This is a genomic window from Caldisphaera lagunensis DSM 15908 (assembly GCF_000317795.1).
In the GTDB taxonomy this organism is placed as follows: domain Archaea; phylum Thermoproteota; class Thermoprotei_A; order Sulfolobales; family Acidilobaceae; genus Caldisphaera; species Caldisphaera lagunensis.
The window spans coordinates 654,602-679,790 of the sequence record NC_019791.1 but is presented as its reverse complement, the minus strand read 5'-3'; the positions used below and the strand labels follow the sequence as shown (position 1 = coordinate 679,790).

Here is a 25,189-nt window from a genome sequence, read left to right as displayed (position 1 = left end):
GGATCATGAATTTTTATGCTTTAGTTGTATTGGCAACCTTAGCATCAACAGCAAGAGTATTTGGATTGATATTGCTATCCATTATAACAGGGTGGTTATTTGGATATATTTCAATAAATAGCAAGATATTTGAAAATATTTATATAAGTCTTAATGAGGTATTAGAATCTGTTCCTGTTATTACATTTTTTCCCATTGTTTTAATCTTTTTCGTATACCATATAGGAGGTTATTTAGGTGCAGAACTAGCAGCTGATTTCTTAATACTTACAGCAGTTGTATGGAACATATGGATGGGCATTTATCAAGCCTTTAAAACTATTCCATTACCTATGGTAGAAGCAATGGAAAATCTTAGAATGAAAACATTTGATAAGCTTAGATATCTATATATTCCTTTTTCTATGCCCAGAATTGCTGCAAATCTTATACCATCATTTACAGATGCATTCTTCTACATAACAGTTAGTGAAGTTTTTACTGTAGGACTAACATCTTTTCATGTATTTGGAATAGGGTACTTAATTGTTAATTTAATAAATAATAATTTATGGAATTTAGTTTACTTTTCTCTATTAGTCTTAGGAATTATAATTGCTATAAGCATTCTAGGATTGAGAGAATTTGCAAATTACTCTATAGCTAAATATGCCTTAGAAAGTGAAATTCCATTGCAAAGATATAATAGATTAAGATATGTTGCAAGACTTTATTCTCCTTTAACAACACCTAGAAGAATAATTAACACCTTTACGAAAAAATATCTATCAAATCCTATGAGAAAAACAGTAAGATTAAGAAAATTAGAAGAAAAAGAGAAAGAAAAAGAAGTATCAGGATTAATATATAGAATAATTGGGAGTATAATTGGAATTTCAATTCTGGCATTATTAATTTATGGAATTTACAATATTTTATCATCAACTACCTATAAATTATGGATTTATTTATTAAACAATACTTGGTATATTTTAATTAATTTAGCCTATGATTACATAAGAGTTGCAATTATAGCATTAATATCATTTTCAATTGCTATGACTTTATCATATTATTTAGCGACACATAAGAAGATTGAATCTATATTTATACCTATTATACAAATAATAGCAGCTTATCCTCCACCTATATATTTTCCGTTAATCTTTGCAGCAACGTTTGCAATAATAGAAAGATTTTTCGGAGGCCTATCAATAGAATTTTATGTGTTATTGCTAGGATTCCTTAGTACATTTTATTACATATTTTATGCCGTTTGGCTTGGAATTAAAGCAATTCCTCAAGAATATTGGGAGGTTATGAACAACTTTAATATGAATTATTGGCAAAAAATGAGATATATAATACTACCATCAACTTTCCCATATACAATAAGTGGATTGACTTCAACAATAAATAGCGCTTGGGGGGGATTAATGATTGGTGAATATTGGATAAATTTAGATGGCCATAATATTGAGGTAAGGCATGGATTAATGAAATTGCTTGATATTTCTACTGCAGAAGGAAATATAGCATTAGCAGGTTGGGCATCATTTATTTTTGGAATTATTGTTGTTATATTTGCGATCCTATTTACCAGAAAAATGATGGAACTTGCAAAAGAAAAATATGTTATGGAAGAAGGCATATTCGCTGCTTAACTTAAATTTTGATCCATAAATTCTTTTACCAAATTATCTGGATTAATATCGTATCCTATAATAACTTGTTTATTTAAAGATCTAAATGCTGACAACATCCTAGGACCAATTCCAGCAGTTATTATTATGTCAACATCTTTGATTGTATTTAAAATATCAAGGTGTCTTCTTGCCTCTTCAACGCTCGTTTCGTTATCTTCATGATGGTGATGTTCATGATGATGTTCTTCATTATTTTCTACTATACTTCTTTTTCTAAATTCTTTGTTTAAAACTTTTTTATCAGTTAAGTCAACATAGTATACTATAAATCCTAGACTTCTCCCAAAATGATCTGACATAGATTCTCCATCATCAGATGGTATGGCTATCTTTATTATTTTATTTTCACTCAATCCTTTCACCTATATAAATTATTTATCTAAAGGGTATTAAAAATTAGTATTTACACCAATATTATTTTTATGCAAAAATTTGATAAATATTTACTTTAAAAATATATTAAGCATCTTGACCATTAAAGTTTTTCAAACGTAATCCCTTATTTTGATTTTTACCTTGAGAATACTTACTACTAATTTTTTCTAGATAAGTTTTAAGCATTATATCAGTTTCTATTAAATATGCTTCTTGTGGTGCATTCCCATATTTTTCAACATAATACCTGAAAGGAAGTTGTTTCATTAAAAATTCACTTTCTTTTATAAAATAAGAAAGTTGATTTAAAAATAAATGAACATATCTATCAGCATATAAGTCTATACTTCCAGGATATTGAGCTGAATATTCATCGCTTTCCAATAGATCCTTATTACGTATTAGCTCTAACGCGATCTCTGAACCAAATTCTAGCATCTTCATAACCAATTTCCAACCTTTTACGCCATAATAAATAATTTCTCCTTCATATTCTTCACCATTAACTCCATTATTTCCATAAATGAATTCTCCTAGGATTTCTTTATTATCTTCCTTAAAATTGTTATACTCCTCTTCAAATTTCTTTTTGATTTGATCTATGGCATTTTCACTGCCATAAAATCTTATTTTTAATGTATTCGGCCATGGAGTTGATTCCCAAAGGAAATGCCAAGACCCTCTCTTATTTGTCATTTCTTTAAATTCTTTAACCAAGTAGTAAATTAATTTTGAGAAAATCTTTTTTATTTCTTCTTGATCTGTATTTTTTACTTCAACATTAATTTCTGTCCATTTCATTCTAAAACCCTTGCTTACCTTTATTATTTTGTTATATTATAATTTAATATATATCTATTAATAAATCATTAATATAAATAATAAAACAATATTAATAAAAATGTTAAATTAAATGATTTTTACATCATAAGTTTAATCTGGCTTTTATATATAAAGATCCGGACACCTTTTTGATATTTCATTAATATCTTTTATCATAAATAACTGAGATAGCCATTGATTTACATACTCATTAATGCTATCCAAATAATCTTTTGGAAATTCCTTAATTTTTCTCAAAAGCTGTTCAATAGAGCACGCTTTGCTTATATTTCCTCTATAATTAAAATAGAAGCATAAATCATCAGGCAATTCAAAATTTCTTAAGAATTCACACATGTTCTCATTTATCTTTTGTCTTAATTTTTGAGATAAAATAGTTGTAGCAATAATAAATGAATGGAAGGCTTTTTCATAACCTCCCATTGGGTTAAAATAAGTGTGTACTTCATTCATGGAGCCATATTTTGTTGCCATATAATATAAATGATCACTAATTGTTAATTTTCTATAAGATTCCAAAATATCCTTTCCTAAATATCTTGCATAATAATATAACTTCCTTAATGTATTAAAGGCATCTTTTTGCAAGGGATTACCAAGCCATGCACTTAAATCCCTTTCATCAGCCCAGCTAATCGTTTTAAAAGGTGGTACATCATAGTAATCTCCTGGAGGCCCTGCTTCATTTATATTTGAAAATCTCAAATTCTTGAATTTTAAAATTTCCTTTGGCAGATAGTCTAAAAACTCATAAATTCCCGTTGATGGATTGTGATGTTCTCCAAATGTTTCATAATCAATAGCAATTAGCAAGAAATCTCCAGGGGTTACATTAATCCAATATGCATATTTATCAGCTGTTAATGGATATTCTTCCCAATTCCTATTGCTGAATCTAAATCCGATATCATCACTTAATCTGTAATTTCTTAAAACTACCTTATTATTACATAAAGGATTCTTGTAGATTTTGTTTGGAGACCTTCCATTTAATATATAGTCAACGCCCTCTGTTACAACAACGTCAAACCCCATTTCTTTTAAAAAACAACCTATATCATTATTATAAATAAATTCAGTATTTTCAGCAGATTTTGGTTTATAACCTATAATATCTTCAACTAATTCAGATTGCATCTTAATTTGATCATAGAACTCTCTCTTATCAATAAACCAAGCTAATGAATGATAATATGTTTGAGACAAAAACTCAACCCTTTCAGTATTTGCTAAATCTTGGAAAAGCTTTATGACATCCTTATAATTCTTATTTAATTGCTCTAATAAAATACCAGAAATGCTAAAGTTTATTTTAAAATCCTTGTATTTTTCTATGTTATTTTTTAAAATTTTTGTAGCATGTCTATAAGTCCTTTCTGTAACCCTATCTAATATAATCTTATCAGTATAATTATCAAATATTTCATCTAAATTCTCCGGAATCGATGTTGGTGGGAATTCACTTAATTTCTTTAATCTAGCTGGCTGATGCATTTCAAAAAGTAATGCTATTTCCAATTTTTTCACCTTATATTATTTTAGGCATAAAAATTAAAATTCTATAACATTTTACAATGACCTATAATATGCCATAATTCTAGCTTTTTCATAACATGATTTTAGCTGATTTATTTGATTTTCACTTCTGAAATTATTATTAACCTTATTAATTGCATTTAACCTAATTTCTTGAGGTAGGAGGTTATTTTTCGATGCCATATCCCTAATTTGATCTATTGGAATTTTTTCAAAATTCTCAAACCACATTAATTCTGACATGCTTTCCATTGAAATTCCTAGCTCATAAACATCTTCTGGTCTTACAAATAATCCGTTTCCTTTTCCTGTTCTAATATCATCGATTATCTCTTTTAATCCACCTATATAATTTGCAATAACTGGTGTGCCTTGAGATAAAGATTCAATAGCAACTAATCCAAAGGGTTCCCATCTAGATGGCATCACTAAAGATGATGATAACCTAAACAAAGCCTTATATGGGTCTTCTGGAATCTTTGCCGTTGTAATTATAACTCTCCCCTTTCTTTCATCTAATAAATGCCTAATATATTGTTCATAACCATAATCACCTACAGAAACCCCTAATATTAATAGATTAACTGAAGGTGCATAGTCTATTGCTCTAATAGCTAAATCTATACCTTTTTGAGATGTAAGCCTTCCAACAACAAGCATAATGCTTTTTGATGAATCATTAATATTATACTCAGACCAGCTGTTGTTCTTTACATAATCCTTAATTATATCCCAAATAATTTCTTTTGAAACTATACCATATCTTTCTTGAATCCATTTTTCTACTTTCTTAACATCCCAATCTGTTGTGTTATATATAACACAAGATTTCCCTTCAATCCAATTACCATATTTTGAAAATAACTCTTCATTTAAATATGATTTGCTAACTGTAGATATGTAGTCAGAAACATATACGCCAAATGATTCTATATTACCATTTAATTGATTCCATAGATTTTCATAATAAATTGGCTCATGCCTTATTACCTTCCAAATTTTATGAATATCATTATCTAGCCCAGCCCATTTTTCTGATGCATAATGCCAAGGGAAATTAGGGGAACCTGAAAGATGAATTGTATAAACTAAAGGAATAGAAAGGCCTCTTTTTTCAAATTCATCCCTTAAAGCAATACCTGGTAAAACTGTATGCCAATCATTTATGTGAATCAAATCAGGAGGGTTTTCATGCCATGCTAAAATTCTCATTGCCCTAGTCAACAAAGCAGATTTTTCTTCAATATTAGAGTATATATTCCATGAATCAAAAATTATTCCCGTAGAGTAATCCAAGCCCTTGAACATTATTATTTTGATCCCATCAATAATAGCTTCTTCTGCTCCTATGCAATAGCTGTATTTTTTTCCATCTAACCCAGTTCTTTCACCACATGATGTAATATTTAGGGGTGTTAAATTATACCTAGATCTAATTGACAAGTCTAAGTGCCTTCCATGAGATGGCATTATAACTGTTACATCTATTCCATCTTTATAAAGTGATTTTGCAAACTGGTAAACAGCTTCTCCTAATCCACCAACCTTTGCAATTGGTGAATATTCAAACGTTATAAACCAAACTCTTCTGATCTTTGAAGGTGTAATCAATTTATAATTTTGCAATTTTTACCCCTGTATTTAAGATAAATAAGGTGTTTAAAAGAATTGCAATGGATATATAGGACTCTTAAATGGATTATTGTTAGTTTTAGGTAGACAACCTAATATATATACCTTGATATTATTCTTAAATTTAAATTGAACTTTTCTAATACCTGTAATCCTAGTAAATATATTTCCAGCAGCAAGCCACATTCTATCCCAATATTTTCTTCCTGTTCTAGAATTACTATGCTTTACTTTTGGACATTTAACCCTAACATAATTTTCTCCCAAAATATATGGTGTATGCCCATACCTAGCAAATATTACCTTAATTCCTTTTATTTTTTCTATATTGTATTCACAAAGATCATAATGGACCCTTGCATATGCCATAATTAACTTATATGTATCTTTTTCTTTATTAAATAAAAATGTTATAGGTTCAAGTTCACTTTTTCCATCTCCTTTCTTAAATGAAAATGAAAACCAATTATATAATGTTAATGAATATAAATTAAGGCTGTTTCCATCTGATAATAAAGAAGGCCATACGTAAACTGCTACATCCTTAGGATCAACATTTGATGGTAATTGATATTCCAAATTGTAATCGCTAACTAATTTTCCAAATAAATCATCTGCTATTTTCTTAAAATTTAATATATAATTTATTAAATTTTCTTTTTTAGTACCTTTATTCAACTGCTCTTTTAAATTACTTAAACATGATGGTAAATATCCATTCATCCCATTACCATTTTTATAATTCATTATACACTCGTCAATTAACTTTGATGCCCACTCTACATCATTTTGCTCTTTCCTTAATGATAGCATAATCCTTCATCCTATTGTATAGTATATCCTCTTCTTGGTTTTACCCCTGTTTTCTACATTAATAACTTTTATCTCCCCTATTTCACAAGTGTTCTTAACATGGGGACCTCCGTCTGCTTGTATATCTATTCCTTCTATTTCAACTATTCTAAGTTTTTCAACATTTGGAGGAAACTTTTCAGCAAGCTTTACAATTCCTTGTATTTTTAATGCCTCTTCTTTAGAAAGCCAATAAACTTTTACATTAGCGCACCTTTTTAATAATTTATTTGTATCATCAACAGCATCTAATAATGCCTTCCTCCAATCGCTTACATTTGTTAAATCAAAATCATCCTTTGCAGAGTTATGATCTATATGCCCTCCAGTTATTTTTGCTCCATATTTATTATACATAACTGAAGAGAGAGCATGGCTTGCAGTATGAAGTTTCATCATAGCATATCTTTTTTCCCAATCTATGTATCCTTTAACTATATCTCCTATAGAGAATAAATTAGGTTTTTCAACATAATGAGCAACTTCATCATTTTCTTCCATTTTAACATCAATCACATTAACTTTGCTACCATTTACTTCTATGTATCCGCTATCCGCTGCTAAACCACCAAATGGGCCTGGATGAAATGCCGTCTGATCCAAATAAATTTTATTTCCATCAATTTTTATAACTTTCCCTTCGAATTCTTTCAAATATGAATCCAATTGAAATAACAGTTTAGTTGCCATTTTCTTACCTCTATTCTTTAGCTAAAAATAAAAAATAAAAATCTTTATAAAGCCGCCGGCGGGACTTGAACCCGCGACCGCTGGCTTTCTCAGCGATTTCGGTTTATTTTACATACGAGGCCAGCGCTCTACCTACTGAGCTACGGCGGCCCGTTATGATTTGATTTATTGATCCCTTTAATTTTTTACTATGCCTCTTTCTTAATTAGAAAAATAATTACAATGTAGAACAAAGTTTTGTATCCCACCAGGTGTTCATTAATATTAATGTTTATAAAAAGTTTGACTAATCATTAATAGATTTAAATCTTTTCTTATCTATTAAGTTTGGTGCAGAAGTATGATTGATTATTCAAGTAGGATATCTTATAGATCACAATCATTAAGGCCTTCAGAAATCAGAGAAATTCTTTCTTTAACAGAAGGGAAAAACATAATAAGCCTAGCTGGTGGTTTACCAGGCCCTGAAGTTTTTCCAAAACAGCAACTAGCAGATATTGCAAAAAGAGTATTAGAAGATTTAGGAGAAGAGGCGTTACAATACTCCCCCACTCTTGGAGTTACTCCTTTTAGAAATGCTATAATGTCTTTTGCATCATCAAAAGGAATTAAAGTAAATGAAGACGATAGAGTTGCAGTTACAACAGGAAGCCAAGAGGCGATATATTTAATAGGGCTTTCATTAATAGACCCCGGGGATAATATAATAGTAGAAGCACCAACTTATCTTGCAGCATTAAATGCATTTAGGTTTTTTGGTGCAAACTTCATTTCAATACCTTTAGATGAAGATGGTATGAAAGTAGAAATGATAGAAAATGAAATTAAAAAAGGTATAGAATCAGGTAAAAAAATTAAAGCAATCTATACAGTTGCAACAAGTCATAATCCCACAGGAGTTATAATGAATGATGAAAGGAGGAAACATTTAATAGAAATAGCAAATAAATATGATTTGCTAATAATTGAAGATGATCCATATGGTTTCTTTGTGTTTGATACAGATAAGAGATTTACTAGCCTTAAGACGTTAGATACTGAAGGTAGAGTAATCTACATGGGTACATTTAGTAAAATACTTGCACCAGGATTAAGGCTAGGATATATGATAGCTCCTAGACAGTTCACAAGAACTGTAGAGCTAGGAAAACAAATAGTTGATCTACATTCTTCAACTCTTTCTCAATTTATTGCAATGTATGCAATAAAGGAAGGGGTTGTTGATGAAACAATAGAGAATGCAAGAAAAGTTTATAGAAAGAAAAGAGATGTATTAATAGAGGCATTAGAAGAATACATGCCAAAAGGTTCTGAATGGTATAAACCTAAGGGAGGTTTGTTTGCATTTGTTTATTTACCAAAAGGTGTTGATACAACAGAAATGCTACCAACTGCTATAAACAAAGGTGTTGCATATGTTCCAGGTAGAAACTTCTTTGCAGATGGTAGTGGTGGAAATGCTATGAGGATTAACTTTAGTTATCCAAGCATTGACAAACTAAGGGAAGGAATTAAAATAATTGGGGAAACTGCTAAAGAAATGATGAAATAATGGTTCCCTGCTCCAGACTATCATCATTTTTCAGATAGCTTAGACGGACATCCCTGATTTTCTTTTATTCCCTAGCTTTTATATTTGATTCTCGTGGGAAATTGATAGGAAAATTTAAATATGGGACTATAAAAGATAAATCTGGGGAGATGTGATGGAATACCAATACTAATTAAGGAAAGAAGTGTTATTCTAGTCTTCTTCTCAGAAATTATGTTATCTTTTATATTGGGTGATTCTAATGGAAGATGAAACAATAAAAGAAATTAAAATTTTAAGAGAAAAAATAAATGAATTAGACGATCAAATAATAAACCTATTAAATGTAAGAATTTCAATTTGCAAAGAAATAGGGAAAATTAAGAGAAAAAACAGAATTAATATAGAAGATAAAGAAAGAGAAAATGAAATATTACAAAAAGCAGGCAATTTTAAAGACATTTACATTGAAATAATAGAGACTTGCAAGAAAACACAAGGGGATATTTATGTTTGATATTTATGAATTTTTCAGCGAACTTAGCAAAAATAACGTAAAAATAAGGATGGATGCAGGAGATCCAGATATAAAGCCAAATGAAATTATAATCAAGGAATTAATTAACAATATAAGAGACCTTGGTTATGCCCCATATAAAGGTTTAGACGAATTAAGGGAAATTATAGCTGATTATCACAAGGTTGATATAAACAATGTAATAATAACCCCCGGATCTAAGGCTGCCATCTCTTCACTTATTTTGTTTTCAGATAAAGTTAATTTGATATCACCCTATTGGTCTGGTTATGAATTCTCAGCAAATCTATTTAACAAAAAAATTTTTGTTATAAAAACAAATCTAGAAGAAAATTGGGCCCCAAACTTTGATAACATAGAAAGGGATTCAACTCTAATAATAAATTATCCCAATAATCCTACGGGAAAAATTATAAATAATAATGAAATAAAAAAATTAATAGATATATCTATGGATAGGAATGTAAAAATAATTTCCGATGAAGCTTATAGAGATATATTATTTGAAGGACCAAAGTTCAAAATTACTGATTATATTATAGAAAATTCTGTCTCAATATTTAGCTTTTCAAAAACTTTTTCCCTACCAGGATTAAGGCTCGGATATGCTGTTGGAGACAAAAATCTAATAAATAAAATGGGAGAGTTTATTAAGGCCAATATAACTTCCGTTCCAAAATTTTCACAAAAGGCCGCAATAAAAGCAATTGAGAATTGGGATAATATAGCAAGCTATGTAAAAAATATTTATTATAACAGACTAGAAATTTTTTTAAATAACATAGATAAGAAAAAGTTCGATTATATGAAACCTTCTGGAACATTTTATGTATTCTTAAGGCTTAGAGAAAATGTTTCAGGAACAAAATTAGCATATGCTTTAGCGAGGAAAGGACTAGGCATTTTCCCTGGAGAAGCTTTTGGAGAAGATTACACAAATTTCATTAGGGTTTCATTAACAACGAATGAGAAAAACATAAAGGAAGCAACAAAATTAATTAATGAAACAGTTGATGAAATTATGAGATGAAAGCAATGAGAGTTGGAATAATAGGATATGGTAAAATGGGCCAAGTTTTTTCAAATTTATTTCAAAAACATGGTTACAATGTTATAATATATGATACGAAATTAAAACATGAAAAATTTAAAAATTTTATTAAAAAAAGCGATTACATAATGATATCAGTTTCTCCTAATAATTTGAAAAGGGTAATTAATAGACTTATAAACATTTCTAAGCTGGGATATTTGGATGGAAAACTTATATTTGATATATCTACATTTAAAGATGATATAATTCATTATTATAGCAAGTTTTCAGATAAAGTTATGATAGGTAGCATACATCCTTTATTTGGGCCAGGAATTAAAGATCCAAGCAAGCATTATATTGCAATAATTCCTTTAAAAGAAAATGATGGTTCAAAGATTTTGGAAGATATTTTTTCAAATATGGGCTTTAAAGTATTTTATGTAAACTATAAAACTCATGATGAATTAATTAGCATAACTATTGGTCTATCTTATATTATAGGTATATCAATAAATAAAATGTTAAACAGTTATGATAAAAAAATGATAGAAAACTTATCAGGAACCACATTTAAATATTTAAAGAATCATTACTTATCCATATATAATGATATACCAGATTTTGCAAATTACATATTAAGCAATAAAAGGGTTAAAAATACTTTAAAAAATTATATAAATGTTTTAAAAGAATTGGAGAAAAATAAAGAAGATGTTTTAAAAGAATTGGAGAAAAATAAAAATGATATTGAGATAAGAAATGCTTATAATTCTCTTTATGATTGCATTGAAAAATATTAATTATATTTATTATATAAGAATTGAGGCAGTGAAGAAGCTTGAAAGGATTGATAAAAGATGAAATACCCACGCAGGTCTGAGCCCAAAATTTTTTTAACTTCCAAATTTCATAAAAAATAGGGATAATAATTGTCTTTAACAAAGATTGGTATCAAAGGACTCGATGAAATTTTCAGCAAAATATACAGAGGCTCAATAATATTAATAGCAGGAAATCCAGGAACAGGTAAAACAACTCTTGGATCTAAATTTCTTTATGAAGGTTTAAAAAATGATGAAAATTCAATTTATTTAAATTTTACAGAAACAAAAAAGGATTTTTATAGGAACATGTTAAATTTAGGAATAGATTTTGAATATTATGAAAAACAAGGTAAATTTAAATATATTGAAGCAATAACAATTACAGATATTAATGCATTATCTGACTTATTGCAAGAATTGCTAGATTTAATTGATAAAATGAATGCAAAAAGGTTGGTTATAGATTCAATTAGCGCTATAATGCAATTGGGTGAACAAAATTTAGGTAAAATAAGGGAATTATTACATAACTTCTTTTATTTAGGCCCTAAATTAAAAGAAGTTACAACATTTTTGATTGCTGAATTACCATATGGTAAGAAAAGCGTTGGATATGGTGTTGAGGAATTCATTGTTGATGGTGTTATTATTTTAAAAATTAAAATTGTTAAGAGAAAAATCATTAGATTAATGGAAATAAGGAAGATGAGGGGGAATGAAATAAGCATTGGAGAAGTACCATTTGTAATAGCTCCTGATGAAGGAATCGCAATTATTAAGCCAGAAAGTCCATTTGGAATGCCTTCAGCAGTTAATCCTGAAGGCATAATAGAATTGAAATTTAAGGATAGCAATTATAAATTAGAATTTCAAAAAGGATCTCAAACCCTATTTGTTATACATCCTAGCATAGATCCTTTAATATTATTAACAGCTTTAGGGGTTGATATAATAATTTCAGAAAAGCGTAAAGTATTTTATAGATCATATTTGCATGGAGAGAACACAATAAGGGATAGGTTTAAAATATGTGTAAATAATTTATTTTCTCAAGAAAAAGCAAATGAAATTTTTGATTTAGTTAAAACTTTTTCAATTAACCCAACTCGTTATTCAATAGATGAACTATATTATATGATCAGCAAAATGGAATCTGAGATAAAAGCAGATACTGTAGTTGTTGAAGGGCTTGAGACATTATATGATTTATCAGATAAAAGGGGATTCATTAATGCGCAATATAATAGTTTGATAAAAATGGCAGTTAATGGAATAACAGGCTTTTACTCTACTAAAGGTGTTAAAGAGGAAATAAACCAATTACCATTAATTAACTTCTATGATAACATAATATATGCAGAGCCTATATCTACACCTAATGGAAGATTTGTTAAAATAACACCTATAAGATTAATTTTAAAGGTAAACCCATATTTTGAGATTTTGTTAAATGCTGATAATATAGAAAAATGTACAAATTTATAAAAATTGTTATTGATTTAATAGTTTTCCCTTATATAATATAATTAGCCCGCAGCCTTTTGCCCGGCGGCGCTGTACCAACAGGGAAGTATTTCCCGGGATGAAGATACAGCCTCAGGCTGCGGGTGCAATTTATTTAGAAAGTCATATAGGATTATTTAGTAACACCGTAGCGTAAGTGTTAAATACCCTGCTATAGCTATAAGAATAAATGCGACTCAGCGAAAACTGAGTCGGTGAGCAATTAAGGATGGAGATCTAAGCAAACCCTAAGAAAGGTATCTTAGGGAAGCTTTGATCTGACAAGGGTTTTGGTCAGCAGGGACCACGAAGAGCTAAGGTGCTCCATCGCCTACGGTCCCTTGCGACCGTAACTCCGGTTGATCCTGCCGGACCTGACTGCTATTGGGGTAAGGCTAAGCCATGGGAGCCGGACGCCCTATCGCTATAGGGCGTGACGCACGGCTGAGTAACACGTGGCTAACCTACCCTCGGGACTGGGATAACTCCGGGAAACTGGAGCTAAACCCGGATAGGTGAGGAGTCCTGGAATGGTTCTTCACCGAAATAGACCTTAGGGGGTTACCGTCTAAGGTCTGCCCGAGGATGGGGCCACGGCCCATCATGGTAGTTGGTGGGGTAATGGCCCACCAAGCCTACGACGGGTAGGGGCCCTGGGAGGGGGAGCCCCCAGATGGACCCTGAGACAAGGGTCCAGGCCCTACGGGGCGCACCAGGCGCGAAACCTCTGCAATGCGGGCAACCGTGACAGGGTTACCCCAAGTGCTCCCGTTAAGGGAGCTTTTCCTCGCTGTAAGGAGGCGAGGGAATAAGCGGGGGGCAAGACTGGTGTCAGCCGCCGCGGTAATACCAGCCCCGCGAGTGGTCAGGACGATTACTGGGCCTAAAGCGCCCGTAGCCGGTCTAGCAAGTCCTCTCTGAAAGCTCCGGGCCTAACCCGGAGAGTGGAGAGGATACTGCTAGGCTAGGGGGCGGGAAAGGCCGGGGGTACTCCTAGGGTAGGGGCGAAATCCGATAATCCTAGGAGGACCACCAGTGGCGAAGGCGCCCGGCTGGAACGCGCCCGACGGTGAGGGGCGAAAGCTGGGGGAGCGAACCGGATTAGATACCCGGGTAGTCCCAGCTGTAAACGATGCAGGCTAGGTGTTAGATGGGCGTTAGGGTCCATCTAGTGCCGCAGGGAAGCCGTTAAGCCTGCCGCCTGGGGAGTACGGCCGCAAGGCTGAAACTTAAAGGAATTGGCGGGGGGGCACACAAGGGGTGGAGCCTGCGGCTCAATTGGAGTCAACGCCGGGAACCTCCACCGGGAGCGACAGCAGAATGAAGGCCAGGCTAATGACCTTGCCAGACGCGCTGAGGGGAGGTGCACGGCCGTCGCCAGCTCGTGCTGTGAAGTGTCCTGTTAAGTCAGGCAACGAGCGAGACCCTCGCCCTTAGTTGCCATCACATAGGAGACTATGGGGGCACACTAAGGGGACTGCCGCCGCTAAGGCGGAGGAAGGGGAGGGCCACGGCAGGTCAGCATGCCCCTAAACTCCCGGGCTGCACGCGGGCTACAATGGTGGGGACAGCGGGTTCCGACCCACGAAAGGGGAAGGCAATCCCTGAAACCCCACCGTAGTTGGGATTGAGGGCTGCAACTCGCCCTCATGAACCTGGAATCCCTAGTAACCGCGCGTCATCATCGCGCGGTGAATACGTCCCTGCCCCTTGTACACACTGCCCGTCGCTCCATCCGAGAGAGGGGAAGGTGAGGCCCCTTCCCATAGGGAAGAGGTCGAACCTTCCCCTCTCGAGGAGGGAGAAGTCGTAACAAGGTAGCCGTAGGGGAACCTGCGGCTGGATCACCTCCTTTGCGGCGATAAGCACCTTAGCACGTGAAAGTCTCTGCTGATCAAAACCCTTTGCCATATGCAACTCACAAGATAATCTTGTGAGTGAAGGGCGTTAGGAGGTTCATTGAACTTCCAATGAGCGCCACCCTGTAAAACCTGGCTGGTTGGATGTCCAAATCCACATCCAGCCTGCCCAGGGGTACCAACTAGTTACCAACCCTAGGCCCTGCGGCGACTACGCCGCCTGGCGGATGGCTTGGCTCGGGTGCCGAAGAAGGGCGCGGCAAGCGGCGATATTCCTGGGGGAGGCGCAAGCAGCCTTAGAACCCAGGGATCCCGAATGGGACTTCCTACATGGAGTTAACAGCTCCATGTGTCCCGTAAGGGACGGGAACTCCCCGAACGGAAACATCTTAGTAGGGGAAGGAAGAGAAATCAATCGAGATCCCCTTAGTAGGGGCGACCGAAAGGGGGAGAGCCCAAACCAATTCCCTACAGGACAACTGTGGGGAGATGAGGGGTCACCGCCTCCATAGCTGGGTTCAAAGCCCAGCAGGCCTAGGCATGATAGCCGAATGACCTGGAAAGGTCAGCCGTAGAGGGTGATAGCCCCGTAGGTGAAATCATGCAGGCCTGCGCTATGGAGGAGAGTACTACGGCTCGGTTTTGCCGTAGGAAGGTGGGGGGCACCAACCTCCAAGGCTAAACACAACCCGAGACCGATAGCGTACTTAGTACCGTGAGGGAAAGCTGAAAAGAACCCCTTGTCGGGGGGTTAAAAGAGCCTGAAACCAGGCGGTTACAAAGGGTATGGCTCTAAAGGGATGAAGGGTCCGAAGGAAACCTGGGCGACCAGGAAGTACGAGGATTCCCAACCGGAGTCATACCTTCCGTCTTGAAACACGGGCCGGGGAGTTTACGGTCGTGGCAAGCCTAAAGGGATTAACCCTGAAGGCGGAGGGAAACCGATATGCCCGCAGCCAGCTTTGCTGGTAAGGGGCAAGGTCTTAACGGGCCTGTAGTCACGGCCGTAAAACCCGAAACCGAGCGATCTAGGCGGGGGCAGGGCGAAGCCGGGGGAAACCCCGGTGGAGGCCCGAAAGGGTTCTGACGTGCAAATCGTTCCCATGACCTCTGCCTAGGGGTAAAAGGCCAATCTAGCTCGGTGATAGCTGGTTCCTGCCGAAGTGTGTCGCAGCACAGCCCCGCTGGAGGCAAGCTGTGGGGTAGAGCTACGGATTGGGTGAGCAGAGGGCGAAAGCCCTCGCAGCCCAGTCAAACTCCGAACCTGCAGCTACCGAAGAAGGCGGGAGTGGGGTTCCTCGGCATAAGGCTGAGGGCCGAGAGGGGCTCAACCCGGACCAAGGTTAAGGCCCCTAAGTGCCGGCTAAGTGCTAAGGGAAAAGGCGTCCCTTGCCTAAGACAGCGGGGAGGTGGGCCCAACAGCAGCCATCCTCTAAGGAGTGCGTAACAGCTCACCCGCCGAGGCAAGGGGCCCTGAAGATTAGTCGGGGCTTAAGCCGGCCGCCGAGACCTTGGATTACCCTCATTATGAGGGTATATAGTAGGCAGGCGTCGGGATGGCGCAGAAGTAGGGCCGTGAGGTCCTATGGAGCCGTTCCGAGTGCTGATCCCGGCGGTAGTAGCAGCGAAGCGGGGTGGGAATCCCCGCCGCCGTAAGGGCCAGGGTTCCCCGGCAACGATCGTCGGCCGGGGGTTAGCCGGTCCTAACCGGATGCGTAACTCGACATCCGGGAAAGGGAAACGGGTTAATATTCCCGTGCCGTGGGGGTACGTTTCGGGGCAACCCAAGGCCTAGCTTCCGACGTCTTAGGGTAGGCGGACTGGAGGCCTCCTTAAGGGGGCGATCCAGCTAACTTCTTAAGGCCGGGAAGTGCTGTAATAGCGAGAACCGGCTGAAGGAAGGAATGGCCTGCGTTAGCGGGTTCCGCTGAGCCCCAGGACCCATGAAAAGGAAGCTAGGAAGGATCCTCCACGACCGTACCGAGAACCGACACAGGTGCCCCTGGGTGAGGAGCCCAAGGCGTAGGGGGGTTAACCTAGGCTAGGGAACTCGGCAAACTAGCCCCATAACTTCGGGATAAGGGGTGCCTGCGATTCTTAGCTGAAACTAGGAATCGCAGGTCGCAGTAACAAGGGGGACCTGACTGTTTAACAAAAACATAGCTCCCCGCTAGCCCGAAAGGGTTTGTACGGGGGGTGAATCCTGGCCACTGGTGGTAGGTGAAACCCGGGTTCAACCGGGCGAAGCCCCACTGAAGGCCGGGGGTAACCCTGACCCTCTTAAGGTAGCCAAATGCCTTGTCGGGTAAGTTCCGACGCGCATGAACGGATCAACGAGGTCCCCGCTGTCCCGGCCTGGGGCCCCGCGAACACGCTGAGCGGGTGCATAGTCCCGCAACCTCCTGCAGGGCGAGAAGACCCCGTGGAGCTTCACCGCAGCCTGACGCTGACTCTCGAGCGGAGCCGCGTAGTGTAGGTGGGAGCCATTGAGTTACCTCCTTCGGGAGGTAATGAGGCGACAATGAAACACCACCCGTCTCTGCTTGAGGGCCTAACCCGAAAGGGGACAACGTTAGGTGGGCGGTTCGGCTGGGGCGGCACGCCTGCGAAAAAGTAACACAGGCGCCCAAAGGTCGGCTCAGGTGGGTCAGAAACCCGCCGTAGAGCGTAAGGGCAAAAGCCGGCCTGACCGGATCCTTGATGGCAAGGGATCCGGACGGGAAACCGCGGCCTAGCGCACGCTCGTGCCCCTCTTGGTGGGGGCCGGGCACGACGGAAAAGTTACCCCGGGGATAACAGAGTCGTCGCGGGCGAGAGCTCCTATCGACCCCGCGGTTTGCTTCATCGATGTCGGCTTTTCCCATCCTGGGAGTGCAGCAGCTTCCAAGGGTGGGGCTGCCCGCCCATTAAAGGGGAACGTGAGCTGGGTTCAGACCGTCGTGAGACAGGTCGGTCTCTACCCGCAGGAGGTGCAGGCCGTCTGAGGGGGAGGTACCCCTAGTACGAGAGGAACGGGGTGCCGTGGCCTCTAGTGTACCGGTTGTCCTGAGGGGCAATGCCGGGCAGCCACGCCATAAGGGGTTATCGCTGAAGGCATCTAAGCGAGAACCCTTCCCCGAAAAGAGACGGCCATCTGCCTTCCAGTGAAAACTGGAGGACAGCGAGGGCTCCCGTAAAATACGGGTTTGATGGGGTGGGGGTGTAAGTCGCGAGGGCGAAAGCTCGAGCGATTCAGCCCGCCACTCCCAACAGCCCGAGGCTGCAGGTCAACCTTGGGCTGGTGCTAGTTGGCTCCTGGATGGGCTGGGTGTGGAGGATAAATCTGATCAGCAGGTAAAGGGTGGCGCTATTTATTATATTATCGAATTAAGGTAAGATTCCTTAGGTCTATTCATCGCTTCTTCATTAACTTTATAATCTCTTATCGCTGCTTTAATCATTATCCACGAAGAGAATGAAAATAGTTATTAAAATTATTATAATATTATCGATTACAATAGTAGCAATTTCTTCATTGTATCTAACTTATAATATAAGCAAACCAATAATAAGAGAAGTCAATGTTTCAGGTGAAGTTCATATCTGTAAAGATCCAACATTTATAACATTTTATAATAATAAGAGTATTTATACAGCAAGAGTTGTAAATACACGTTTAAGATAATGTTACAAAATAATCAATATTATAATATATCTATACAATGTAAAGAGGAAACATTATATATGTTTTTCAATATGTTTAATAATCCTGTTCATATAAAATCTAATAGAAAAACATATTTCCTAAATATAACAATACCCTAGATATAAAGCTTTTATAAAAAATTAAGTTATTCTTTCAAATCCTAATACATCCGCATAGTTACCTAAATCTAGAAGACCATGGCCAGAGAAGCTCATTAATACTGTTTTCACTTCTTTGTCTTTTTTCGCCTTCTCTGCAATCTCTTCTAAGATTGGCAACGCATGAGCTGTTTCCGGTGCAGGTATATAACCTTCTGTCTCTGCAAAAAGCTTTGCCCATTTAAATGTCTCTTCTTGGGTATAATCCCTTGCCTCCACAATACCCTTGTTCATCAATAAGCTCAGTGTTGGTGCAACGGCATGATATCTTAGTCCTCCTGCATATATTGGGGGTGGTACAAAATCGCTTCCTATACTATACATCTTTAGTTGAGGTAAAATCATTGCGGTATCTGGAAAATCATATTTATATACTCCTTTAGTCATCTTAGGTACCTCTGATGATCCTGATGCAATATATTTTCTTCTTATTTCTCCTTTTCTAAGCTCATCTCCTAAAAATGGATATGCCAATGCAGCATAGTTAGAACCTCCTCCAACAACCCCAATAATATAATCAGGATCTTCTCCTATTTCTTCCATCTGAACCTTAGCTTCCATACCTGCTATAGTTTTAAACATTATATCTGAATTTACAACACTTCCCACAACATACTTACCTCCATTATCCATAGCATATTTAACTGCTTCACTTATTGCAATTCCTAATGATCCAGGATGATTAGGATCTTTTGTTAAAAGCTGCCTTCCAAAGTCTGTGAGATTTGATGGACTTGGATTTACATTTGCTCCATACATCATCATCAAATATTTCCTATAAGGCTTAGCATAATAGCTTGTTCTAACCATAAATACATATGCCTTAATTTTAAATAATGCAGCCGCTAAAGAAACAGCAGAACCCCATTGGCCCGCACCAGTTTCTGTTGAAACGAATTTAGCATTATCCATCTTAGCATAATAAACGTGAGCTATAGCGCTATTTATCTTATGAGATCCAGTATATGTATAGCTTTCCATTTTCATATATATCTTTATCATGTTATTAAATTTCTCTTCTAATCTCCTAGCCCTAATAATAGGTGTTGGCCTTCCTACCTGCAAATACCTTTCTAATACCTCATCAGGTATTCTTATTAACCTTTCTTGAGAAAATTCATAATTTAATACATTTGATGGTAAAACAGTTTTTAATGTTTCAAAAGATTTTCCTGTTGCATCTATTGGTTCAGGAAGCTTTTCAGGAAGATCAGGCAATATATTATACCAATATTCAGGAATTCTATCTTGAGGAAGATCGAACCTCACCAAATCCTTTACCACAAAGGTTGATCACCAATCCTTTCTTATCTAATCAAGTTTAAAAATTTTAATCCAAAATAAGGCATATATTTATAAATTTAAGATAAATATTTTTTTATAGGTGAGTAATATGAACGAAGATTTTGTTGTAAAAGTTACATCTGATTTAATAAAAATTAATTCTCAAAACCCTCCAGGCCATACAAATGAAGTTGTAAATTACATTAAAGATCTCTTATCAATTCATGGAATAAAATATGAAATCCATGAATTTGAAGCGAATAAACCAAATCTAATCGCAAAGATAGGTAATGGCTCACCAACGCTTATATTAAATGGCCATATGGATGTAGTTCCCCCAGGGGATGAAAGTAAATGGATTTACCCACCTTTTTCAGGAAAAATTGTTGATGATAAAATATTTGGAAGAGGAGCAACAGATATGAAAGGAGGCCTAGCAACAATATTAGTTTCTACATTAGAATTGTCAGATCTTATAGAAAAGAATAATGGCTCATTAGTTTTCATCGCCTCTGCAGATGAAGAAGTTGGAGGGCATGCTGGCATGCAAGGTTTAGTTGAAAACAACTTAATAAAAGGTGATGCAGCCCTTATAGCAGAGCCTTCAGGTTATAATAGGGTTTCAATTGGAGAAAAAGGCCTTTGCCAAACAAAGATTGTAACAAGAGGATTACCATCTCATGGGAGTATGCCTATACTTGGGGATAATGCAATATTAAAGATGTATAAGGCCATAAATTTAGTTAAAGAAGGAGTTGAGGAGCTTAATTCTAAAATTGTAATTCCTGAAGATGTTAGCATAGCAATAAAAGAAACTGCTAATACTTATGAAACAATTATAAAAGAAAAGAAATTAAATTTATCTGTTGCTGATATAGAAAATCAAATAAAAACAATATCATTCAATCCTGGAGTAATAAGGGGAGGAACTAAAATTAATGTTGTACCAGATTATTGTGAGTTGGAATTAGATATGAGAATTCCTCCTGGTTGTTTATGTGAAAATGTTAGGAATTACATAAAAAATAAACTAAACAATGTTGCGGAAATATATCCTATAGATACTAGCAATGCAAATTTCACTTCTCTAAATGAAAAAATAGTGAAAACAGCTTTAAATTCAATTGAAAAAATTTTGGGGAAAAATGCTGATCTACATATAGAAACTGGTGCAACCGATGGAAGATATTTAAGAAACATAGGGATACCAACAATAATTTATGGGCCAGGAGAGCTATTTTTAGCCCATGCATATAATGAATATGTTAAAATAAATGATTTAAAGATGGCTTTAAGAATAACTGAAGATATAATTAAAGAATATCTTAACTTAAAAACTAGATAAAAACAATTTTTATGTAGAAAGGTTTTTATACTAATAAATAACTTATAATATTGGTGAATAAATATGATAGATGTTGGAGTACAAGCACCTGAATTTAAATCGAGAGCTTATTTCCCTGCAGAGAATAAGGTTAAAGAAATCAAACTAAGCGATTATAAAGGCAAATGGGTTATATTAACATTCCACCCAGGAGACTTTACATTTGTATGCGCTACTGATTTAGAGGCATTTCAAGCATATTATGAGAAGTTCAAAGAAAACAATGCAGAAGTTTTAGGAATAAGCACCGATTCAGTATATTCACATAAAGTTTGGGTAGAAACAAGCCCAAGGGTTAAAAATGTAAAATTCCCATTAGTTGATGATATTAAAAAAGAAATATCAACCGCTTATGGATTCCTTAACCCTAACAGCGGTATGACGAGAAGAGGAACTGTAATAATAAATCCAGAAGGCATAGTTGAATATGTTTCAGTATTTAATGATAGACTTGGAAAAGATGTTCCCCATATCTACAACGCATTCATTAATCTGAAATACTTATACGAACACCCAGCGAAACCAGAAGAGTTTGACATAATTGCTGCTAACAAGGGAGAAGGATTCCAGACAATAAGGATAAGGATACCCGATAGTATAGGCAAATTGTAACCCATTTTTATATTTTATATATAAGGATATAATTCCTTTTCTTTTTAACTTACTTATTGGTGTCAGAATTGAGCTTTAGAATTAAAAATGAGGAATTTAAAGAAAAATCATCAAAAAACGCAGCATATGACTATAAAGAACAAGCACAGAGAATGAGGGCCTTGCAAGATGAACAAAGAAAAGTAGTAGAAAAAATGAAAAAAATACCTTATAAAATAGCTATATTAAGCAGCAAAGGAGGAGTAGGTAAATCTTTTGTTACCTCTAATCTCGCAATAGCATTAAGCTCTTTGGGAAAAAATGTTGCAGTATTAGATGCAGATTTTCATGGACCTAGTATACCTAAAATGCTTGGGATAGAATTATCAAAAGGCTTATTAGCTAGAGATGATGGATCAATAATACCAGCAGTTAGCAGGCATGGAGTTAAAGTAGTTTCTGTAGGATTAATGCTACCAACAGAGGATACCCCAGTTATTTGGAGAGGATCAATAAAAACAACTGCAATTAGGCAATTATTAGCATATACTGATTGGGAAGGTATTGAATACCTATTAATAGACCTACCCCCAGGAACTGGAGATGAGCAATTAACTATTGCACAAATAATTCCAAATCTAACAGGTTTCCTTATGGTAACAATACCTAGCGAAATATCAAAATATGTTGTTAAGAAAGCTGCTAACTTTGCTCAAAAAATAAATGTACCAATTCTAGGAATAATAGAAAATATGAGCTACTTCAAATGCGACGATGGAAAAATATATTATATATTTGGTAAAGGTGCAGCAGAAGAAATATCTAAAGAATATAACATAACATTTTTAGGAAAAATACCTATTGATCCAAAAATAAGGGAAAGCAACGATAACGGTATTGCATTCTTCATAGATTATCCAGAACTTGAAGCATCTAAGATTTTTATGGATATATCTAAAAAATTCTTAGAAGTCTTAGAGAAGGCAAACAAGAAAGAAGAAAACAATTTGCAAAAATAATGCAAAATTTACAATAGACCGAATTTTGTTGCAATATCTGCTGCTTTATATTCTTTTGATAATTTTACATATGCCTTCTTTTCCCCTTTTGGCGTAATTAGCGTATTAACTGATTCAACTTTAACGTTATATAAAGATTCTATTGCTTCCTTTATTTTTTGCTTATTTGCATCCCTTGATACAATAAATGTTAAAGTATTGCTTTCTTCCATTAATCTAGATGCCTTTTCACTCATAACTATTCTTAAAATAACTTCCATTTCACTCACCCAAACTAAACCTCTTACTTAATGCATTTAATGCTTCAGTAGTTATAACAGTTAATCTTCCAGGTACTCCTCCTGGAGATAAATGTGTTACACTAACTAGGTTTGGTTCTATTACATCTACCCCTGGCATATTCGTTACTGATCTAGCAAAAGGTGAATTATGATTTTCTACAATAAATAATATGCTATTAACATTTTTATATGTCCTTCCCCTCATCTTCCCCTTTCCTGATCTTACCCTTATCCTTTCTGCTGCTCTTTCTATATCTTTATAAATACCTATTTTGCCCAATATTTCTCTAGCCTCTTTTGCCTTCTTAATTTCATTTAATATATCAGAATTTATAATAATTGGAACGGTCTTTGAATCAAATTCATGACCTCTTTCCTTAACCAAATCAGGTATTGCAGTTGCAGCCAAAGAACTCATTATAGCTAAAGTCCTTTCTTTTTTGTTTATTTCTTCATGTATTTTTTCATCTAATCTTGGCGGAAATGCTGCCCTTCCCTTTCTAACCATAGGAACAAATGCTGCCCTCATCCCTCCTTTTATTCTAGGTACCCTTGCAACTCCATGGCCAATTCCAAGGCTTTTAGCCGTAGTTCTCTTCCCTGCCATAGGGTCTCTAGCCTTTGGTTGGATTGATGCAGTAAATTCACTTAAAAATGCCCTTAATATTAAATCCCTTCTTATTGGGATCCTGAATACATCTGGTAGCTCTATTTCTCCTTCTTCTTCTCCCTTTGAATTATATTTAATTACTGAAACCTTAGGAGATAAATAAAATAACATTGATGAACTTATGCTTACCATGTTTACACACCCTGTTTACTAGATAAACTAATATAAGTGATTTGAGGCTTCTTTATGCCCATTGATAAATACCATACAGGAGGCCTTATTGGGTACCTTAATACTATTGGTCTTTTGACTACACCCGGTATTGAACCTTCAAGCATTATATATGAACTTTTAACTATTCCATAGTTGATAAATCCTCCAGCAGGTGTTACCTTATATCCTTCATCGCCTATATCTAATATCCTCTTATTATAATCTGTTCTTCTGTGAAAACCTAATTGACCTGGTGATGGGTTTTCCCACCAAGTTCCTAAGCCATGACTCCTTGCTCCAATCTTTCTACTTCCTTTTCTATGCTTTGTCCATCTTGGCAATTGCTTTGCTCCAGCTCTTTTTATAACACCTTGCCAACCCTTACCCTTTGATACTGCTAATACATCTATTACTTGGCCTGGTTGAAAAACGTCTTTTACAGTTACTTGTTGACCCAATTTATTTATTGCGAAATCTAATGCTTTCTTTACATCATTTGATGGTGCATTAACCTTAACTTCAATTACATCAGGTTTTTTCTTGCTTAATCCTCCAGTTAACTTTGGTTGTGAAGCTATCAAAACCCTTATTTCCTTTAATTCATTTGCACTCTTTTGTAATTCTTTTATTGAACCCTCTGTATCAAATTCTCCTAAAGTGCTTATCCTTCTCTCTAATTCCAAGTCGTTAGGTATTTTACTCCAAGCTTCTGTTAGGGGATACAAACCTTTGTTTAGATCGAATGCATATCCTCTAACTGCTAATACATAAACAGGAGGCGTTTCAACTATTGTTACTGGTCTCATAACTTCTTTTCCATACGTTGGTAATCCTTGTCTATTCTCTATAATAAATACATGAGTCATTCCAACCTTATATCCTATAAATCCTAATAATTTAGGTTCTTGAATTGATAGTGTTGGCCATGATTTTATTCTGGGTACAAATTCCACTGCCCTTTGTCTTGGATAAAATCCTAAGCTACCTCGACGTGCTGCTGACTTTTTACGATGCCCCATCTCTAGCACCTTTTCAATCTTGCAGGGATCTGGTTAGTTTA

At 36.1% G+C, this 25,189-nt stretch carries 20 protein-coding genes, 1 tRNA gene and 2 rRNA genes; 12 read left to right on the top strand and 11 right to left on the bottom strand.

Translation table 11 applies throughout. The features are described 5' to 3' along the window. The first annotated feature begins 5 nt into the window (after positions 1 to 5). Positions 6 to 1,643 (top strand): ABC transporter permease subunit, encoded by a 1,638-nt coding sequence (locus CALAG_RS03365; RefSeq protein WP_015232335.1) that lies wholly within the window; start codon positions 6 to 8, stop codon positions 1,641 to 1,643. On the opposite strand, the gene CALAG_RS03360 is transcribed toward CALAG_RS03365, so the two are convergent. The 7 genes from CALAG_RS03360 to CALAG_RS03330 all read right to left on the bottom strand — a co-directional run bounded on the left by CALAG_RS03360 (position 1,640) and on the right by CALAG_RS03330 (position 7,763). Further along, the gene (locus CALAG_RS03360; protein ID WP_015232334.1) at positions 1,640 to 2,038 is read right to left on the bottom strand and encodes a NifB/NifX family molybdenum-iron cluster-binding protein; all 399 of its coding nucleotides are present in this window, start codon (positions 2,036 to 2,038) and stop codon (positions 1,640 to 1,642) included. The two genes, CALAG_RS03365 and CALAG_RS03360, sit on opposite strands and share 4 nt — an antisense overlap. A gap of 106 nt (positions 2,039 to 2,144) precedes the next feature. Continuing rightward, on the bottom strand, positions 2,145 to 2,861 hold the full coding sequence (locus tag CALAG_RS03355) for a lantibiotic dehydratase C-terminal domain-containing protein (protein ID WP_015232333.1): 717 nt from the start codon (positions 2,859 to 2,861) through the stop codon (positions 2,145 to 2,147). Positions 2,862 to 3,005: 144 nt separating this feature from the next. Then, positions 3,006 to 4,430 (bottom strand): glycoside hydrolase family 57 protein, encoded by a 1,425-nt coding sequence (locus CALAG_RS03350; protein ID WP_425393261.1) that lies wholly within the window; start codon positions 4,428 to 4,430, stop codon positions 3,006 to 3,008. 42 nt (positions 4,431 to 4,472) lie between these two features. Continuing rightward, entirely contained in the window at positions 4,473 to 6,065 is a 1,593-nt protein-coding gene (locus tag CALAG_RS03345) for a glycogen/starch synthase (protein WP_015232331.1), read from the bottom strand. A 33-nt stretch (positions 6,066 to 6,098) separates the two neighbouring features. Further along, on the bottom strand, positions 6,099 to 6,884 hold the full coding sequence (locus tag CALAG_RS03340) for a hypothetical protein (protein WP_015232330.1): 786 nt from the start codon (positions 6,882 to 6,884) through the stop codon (positions 6,099 to 6,101). Positions 6,885 to 6,890: 6 nt separating this feature from the next. Then, entirely contained in the window at positions 6,891 to 7,613 is a 723-nt protein-coding gene (locus CALAG_RS03335; RefSeq protein WP_015232329.1) for an alanyl-tRNA editing protein, read from the bottom strand. Positions 7,614 to 7,663: 50 nt separating this feature from the next. Then, positions 7,664 to 7,763: transfer RNA gene (locus CALAG_RS03330), tRNA-Thr, on the bottom strand. Positions 7,764 to 7,953: 190 nt separating this feature from the next. On the opposite strand from CALAG_RS03330, the gene CALAG_RS03325 reads away from it, so the two are divergent. From CALAG_RS03325 to CALAG_RS03290, 8 genes are all read left to right on the top strand, one after another. After that, a complete protein-coding gene (locus CALAG_RS03325; RefSeq protein WP_015232328.1) occupies positions 7,954 to 9,165 on the top strand; it encodes an aminotransferase-like domain-containing protein in 1,212 nt (403 codons plus the stop codon). A 241-nt stretch (positions 9,166 to 9,406) separates the two neighbouring features. Then, a complete protein-coding gene (locus CALAG_RS03320) occupies positions 9,407 to 9,661 on the top strand; it encodes a chorismate mutase (protein ID WP_048816710.1) in 255 nt (84 codons plus the stop codon). Next, entirely contained in the window at positions 9,654 to 10,712 is a 1,059-nt protein-coding gene (locus CALAG_RS03315; protein WP_015232327.1) for a pyridoxal phosphate-dependent aminotransferase, read from the top strand. Before CALAG_RS03320 ends, CALAG_RS03315 begins: the two co-directional genes overlap by 8 nt. 5 nt (positions 10,713 to 10,717) lie before the next feature. After that, a complete protein-coding gene (locus CALAG_RS03310) occupies positions 10,718 to 11,518 on the top strand; it encodes an NAD(P)-binding domain-containing protein (protein WP_015232326.1) in 801 nt (266 codons plus the stop codon). 129 nt (positions 11,519 to 11,647) lie between these two features. Next, positions 11,648 to 13,027 (top strand): RAD55 family ATPase, encoded by a 1,380-nt coding sequence (locus CALAG_RS03305; RefSeq protein ID WP_015232325.1) that lies wholly within the window; start codon positions 11,648 to 11,650, stop codon positions 13,025 to 13,027. A gap of 370 nt (positions 13,028 to 13,397) precedes the next feature. After that, positions 13,398 to 14,898 (top strand): 16S ribosomal RNA (locus tag CALAG_RS03300). 204 nt (positions 14,899 to 15,102) lie between these two features. Next, positions 15,103 to 18,173, top strand: a 23S ribosomal RNA gene (locus CALAG_RS03295). The 16S and 23S rRNA genes sit together here, the layout of an rRNA operon. A gap of 185 nt (positions 18,174 to 18,358) precedes the next feature. Then, entirely contained in the window at positions 18,359 to 18,568 is a 210-nt protein-coding gene (locus tag CALAG_RS03290) for a hypothetical protein (protein WP_015232324.1), read from the top strand. A 161-nt stretch (positions 18,569 to 18,729) separates the two neighbouring features. On the opposite strand, the gene CALAG_RS03285 is transcribed toward CALAG_RS03290, so the two are convergent. After that, entirely contained in the window at positions 18,730 to 20,019 is a 1,290-nt protein-coding gene (locus tag CALAG_RS03285; RefSeq protein WP_048816882.1) for a TrpB-like pyridoxal phosphate-dependent enzyme, read from the bottom strand. Positions 20,020 to 20,140: 121 nt separating this feature from the next. On the opposite strand from CALAG_RS03285, the gene CALAG_RS03280 reads away from it, so the two are divergent. From CALAG_RS03280 to CALAG_RS03270, 3 genes are all read left to right on the top strand, one after another. Further along, the gene (locus CALAG_RS03280; protein WP_015232322.1) at positions 20,141 to 21,376 is read left to right on the top strand and encodes a M20 family metallopeptidase; all 1,236 of its coding nucleotides are present in this window, start codon (positions 20,141 to 20,143) and stop codon (positions 21,374 to 21,376) included. Positions 21,377 to 21,439: 63 nt separating this feature from the next. Further along, complete coding sequence (locus CALAG_RS03275) at positions 21,440 to 22,027, top strand: peroxiredoxin (RefSeq protein ID WP_015232321.1); 588 nt, start codon at positions 21,440 to 21,442, stop codon at positions 22,025 to 22,027. A gap of 59 nt (positions 22,028 to 22,086) precedes the next feature. Then, complete coding sequence (locus CALAG_RS03270) at positions 22,087 to 23,025, top strand: Mrp/NBP35 family ATP-binding protein (protein ID WP_015232320.1); 939 nt, start codon at positions 22,087 to 22,089, stop codon at positions 23,023 to 23,025. A gap of 8 nt (positions 23,026 to 23,033) precedes the next feature. On the opposite strand, the gene CALAG_RS03265 is transcribed toward CALAG_RS03270, so the two are convergent. Genes CALAG_RS03265 through CALAG_RS03255 form a run of 3 tightly spaced genes read right to left on the bottom strand, consistent with a single transcriptional unit; the run spans position 23,034 to position 25,148 of the window. Further along, positions 23,034 to 23,285 carry a 50S ribosomal protein L23 gene (locus CALAG_RS03265; protein WP_048816707.1) on the bottom strand — a complete coding sequence of 84 codons (252 nt, stop codon included), beginning with the start codon at positions 23,283 to 23,285 and terminating at the stop codon, positions 23,034 to 23,036. Position 23,286: 1 nt separating this feature from the next. Next, positions 23,287 to 24,108 carry a 50S ribosomal protein L4 gene (rpl4p, locus tag CALAG_RS03260; RefSeq protein WP_015232318.1) on the bottom strand — a complete coding sequence of 274 codons (822 nt, stop codon included), beginning with the start codon at positions 24,106 to 24,108 and terminating at the stop codon, positions 23,287 to 23,289. 2 nt (positions 24,109 to 24,110) lie between these two features. Continuing rightward, entirely contained in the window at positions 24,111 to 25,148 is a 1,038-nt protein-coding gene (locus tag CALAG_RS03255; protein WP_015232317.1) for a 50S ribosomal protein L3, read from the bottom strand. Between the last annotated feature and the right edge of the window lie 41 nt (positions 25,149 to 25,189).

What these genes read in the sequence shown, in the direction of transcription:
- CALAG_RS03365 (WP_015232335.1), top strand. Translation starts at nt 6, where the DNA reads ATGAATTTTTATGCTTTAGTTGTATTGGCAACCTTAGCATCAACAGCA.
- CALAG_RS03355 (WP_015232333.1), bottom strand. Translation starts at nt 2,861, where the DNA reads ATGAAATGGACAGAAATTAATGTTGAAGTAAAAAATACAGATCAAGAA.
- CALAG_RS03340 (WP_015232330.1), bottom strand. Translation starts at nt 6,884, where the DNA reads ATGCTATCATTAAGGAAAGAGCAAAATGATGTAGAGTGGGCATCAAAG.
- CALAG_RS03335 (WP_015232329.1), bottom strand. Translation starts at nt 7,613, where the DNA reads ATGGCAACTAAACTGTTATTTCAATTGGATTCATATTTGAAAGAATTC.
- CALAG_RS03325 (WP_015232328.1), top strand. Translation starts at nt 7,954, where the DNA reads ATGATTGATTATTCAAGTAGGATATCTTATAGATCACAATCATTAAGG.
- CALAG_RS03320 (WP_048816710.1), top strand. Translation starts at nt 9,407, where the DNA reads ATGGAAGATGAAACAATAAAAGAAATTAAAATTTTAAGAGAAAAAATA.
- CALAG_RS03315 (WP_015232327.1), top strand. Translation starts at nt 9,654, where the DNA reads ATGTTTGATATTTATGAATTTTTCAGCGAACTTAGCAAAAATAACGTA.
- CALAG_RS03310 (WP_015232326.1), top strand. Translation starts at nt 10,718, where the DNA reads ATGAGAGTTGGAATAATAGGATATGGTAAAATGGGCCAAGTTTTTTCA.
- CALAG_RS03290 (WP_015232324.1), top strand. Translation starts at nt 18,359, where the DNA reads ATGAAAATAGTTATTAAAATTATTATAATATTATCGATTACAATAGTA.
- CALAG_RS03280 (WP_015232322.1), top strand. Translation starts at nt 20,141, where the DNA reads ATGAACGAAGATTTTGTTGTAAAAGTTACATCTGATTTAATAAAAATT.
- CALAG_RS03275 (WP_015232321.1), top strand. Translation starts at nt 21,440, where the DNA reads ATGATAGATGTTGGAGTACAAGCACCTGAATTTAAATCGAGAGCTTAT.
- CALAG_RS03265 (WP_048816707.1), bottom strand. Translation starts at nt 23,285, where the DNA reads ATGGAAGTTATTTTAAGAATAGTTATGAGTGAAAAGGCATCTAGATTA.
- rpl4p (WP_015232318.1), bottom strand. Translation starts at nt 24,108, where the DNA reads ATGGTAAGCATAAGTTCATCAATGTTATTTTATTTATCTCCTAAGGTT.
- CALAG_RS03255 (WP_015232317.1), bottom strand. Translation starts at nt 25,148, where the DNA reads ATGGGGCATCGTAAAAAGTCAGCAGCACGTCGAGGTAGCTTAGGATTT.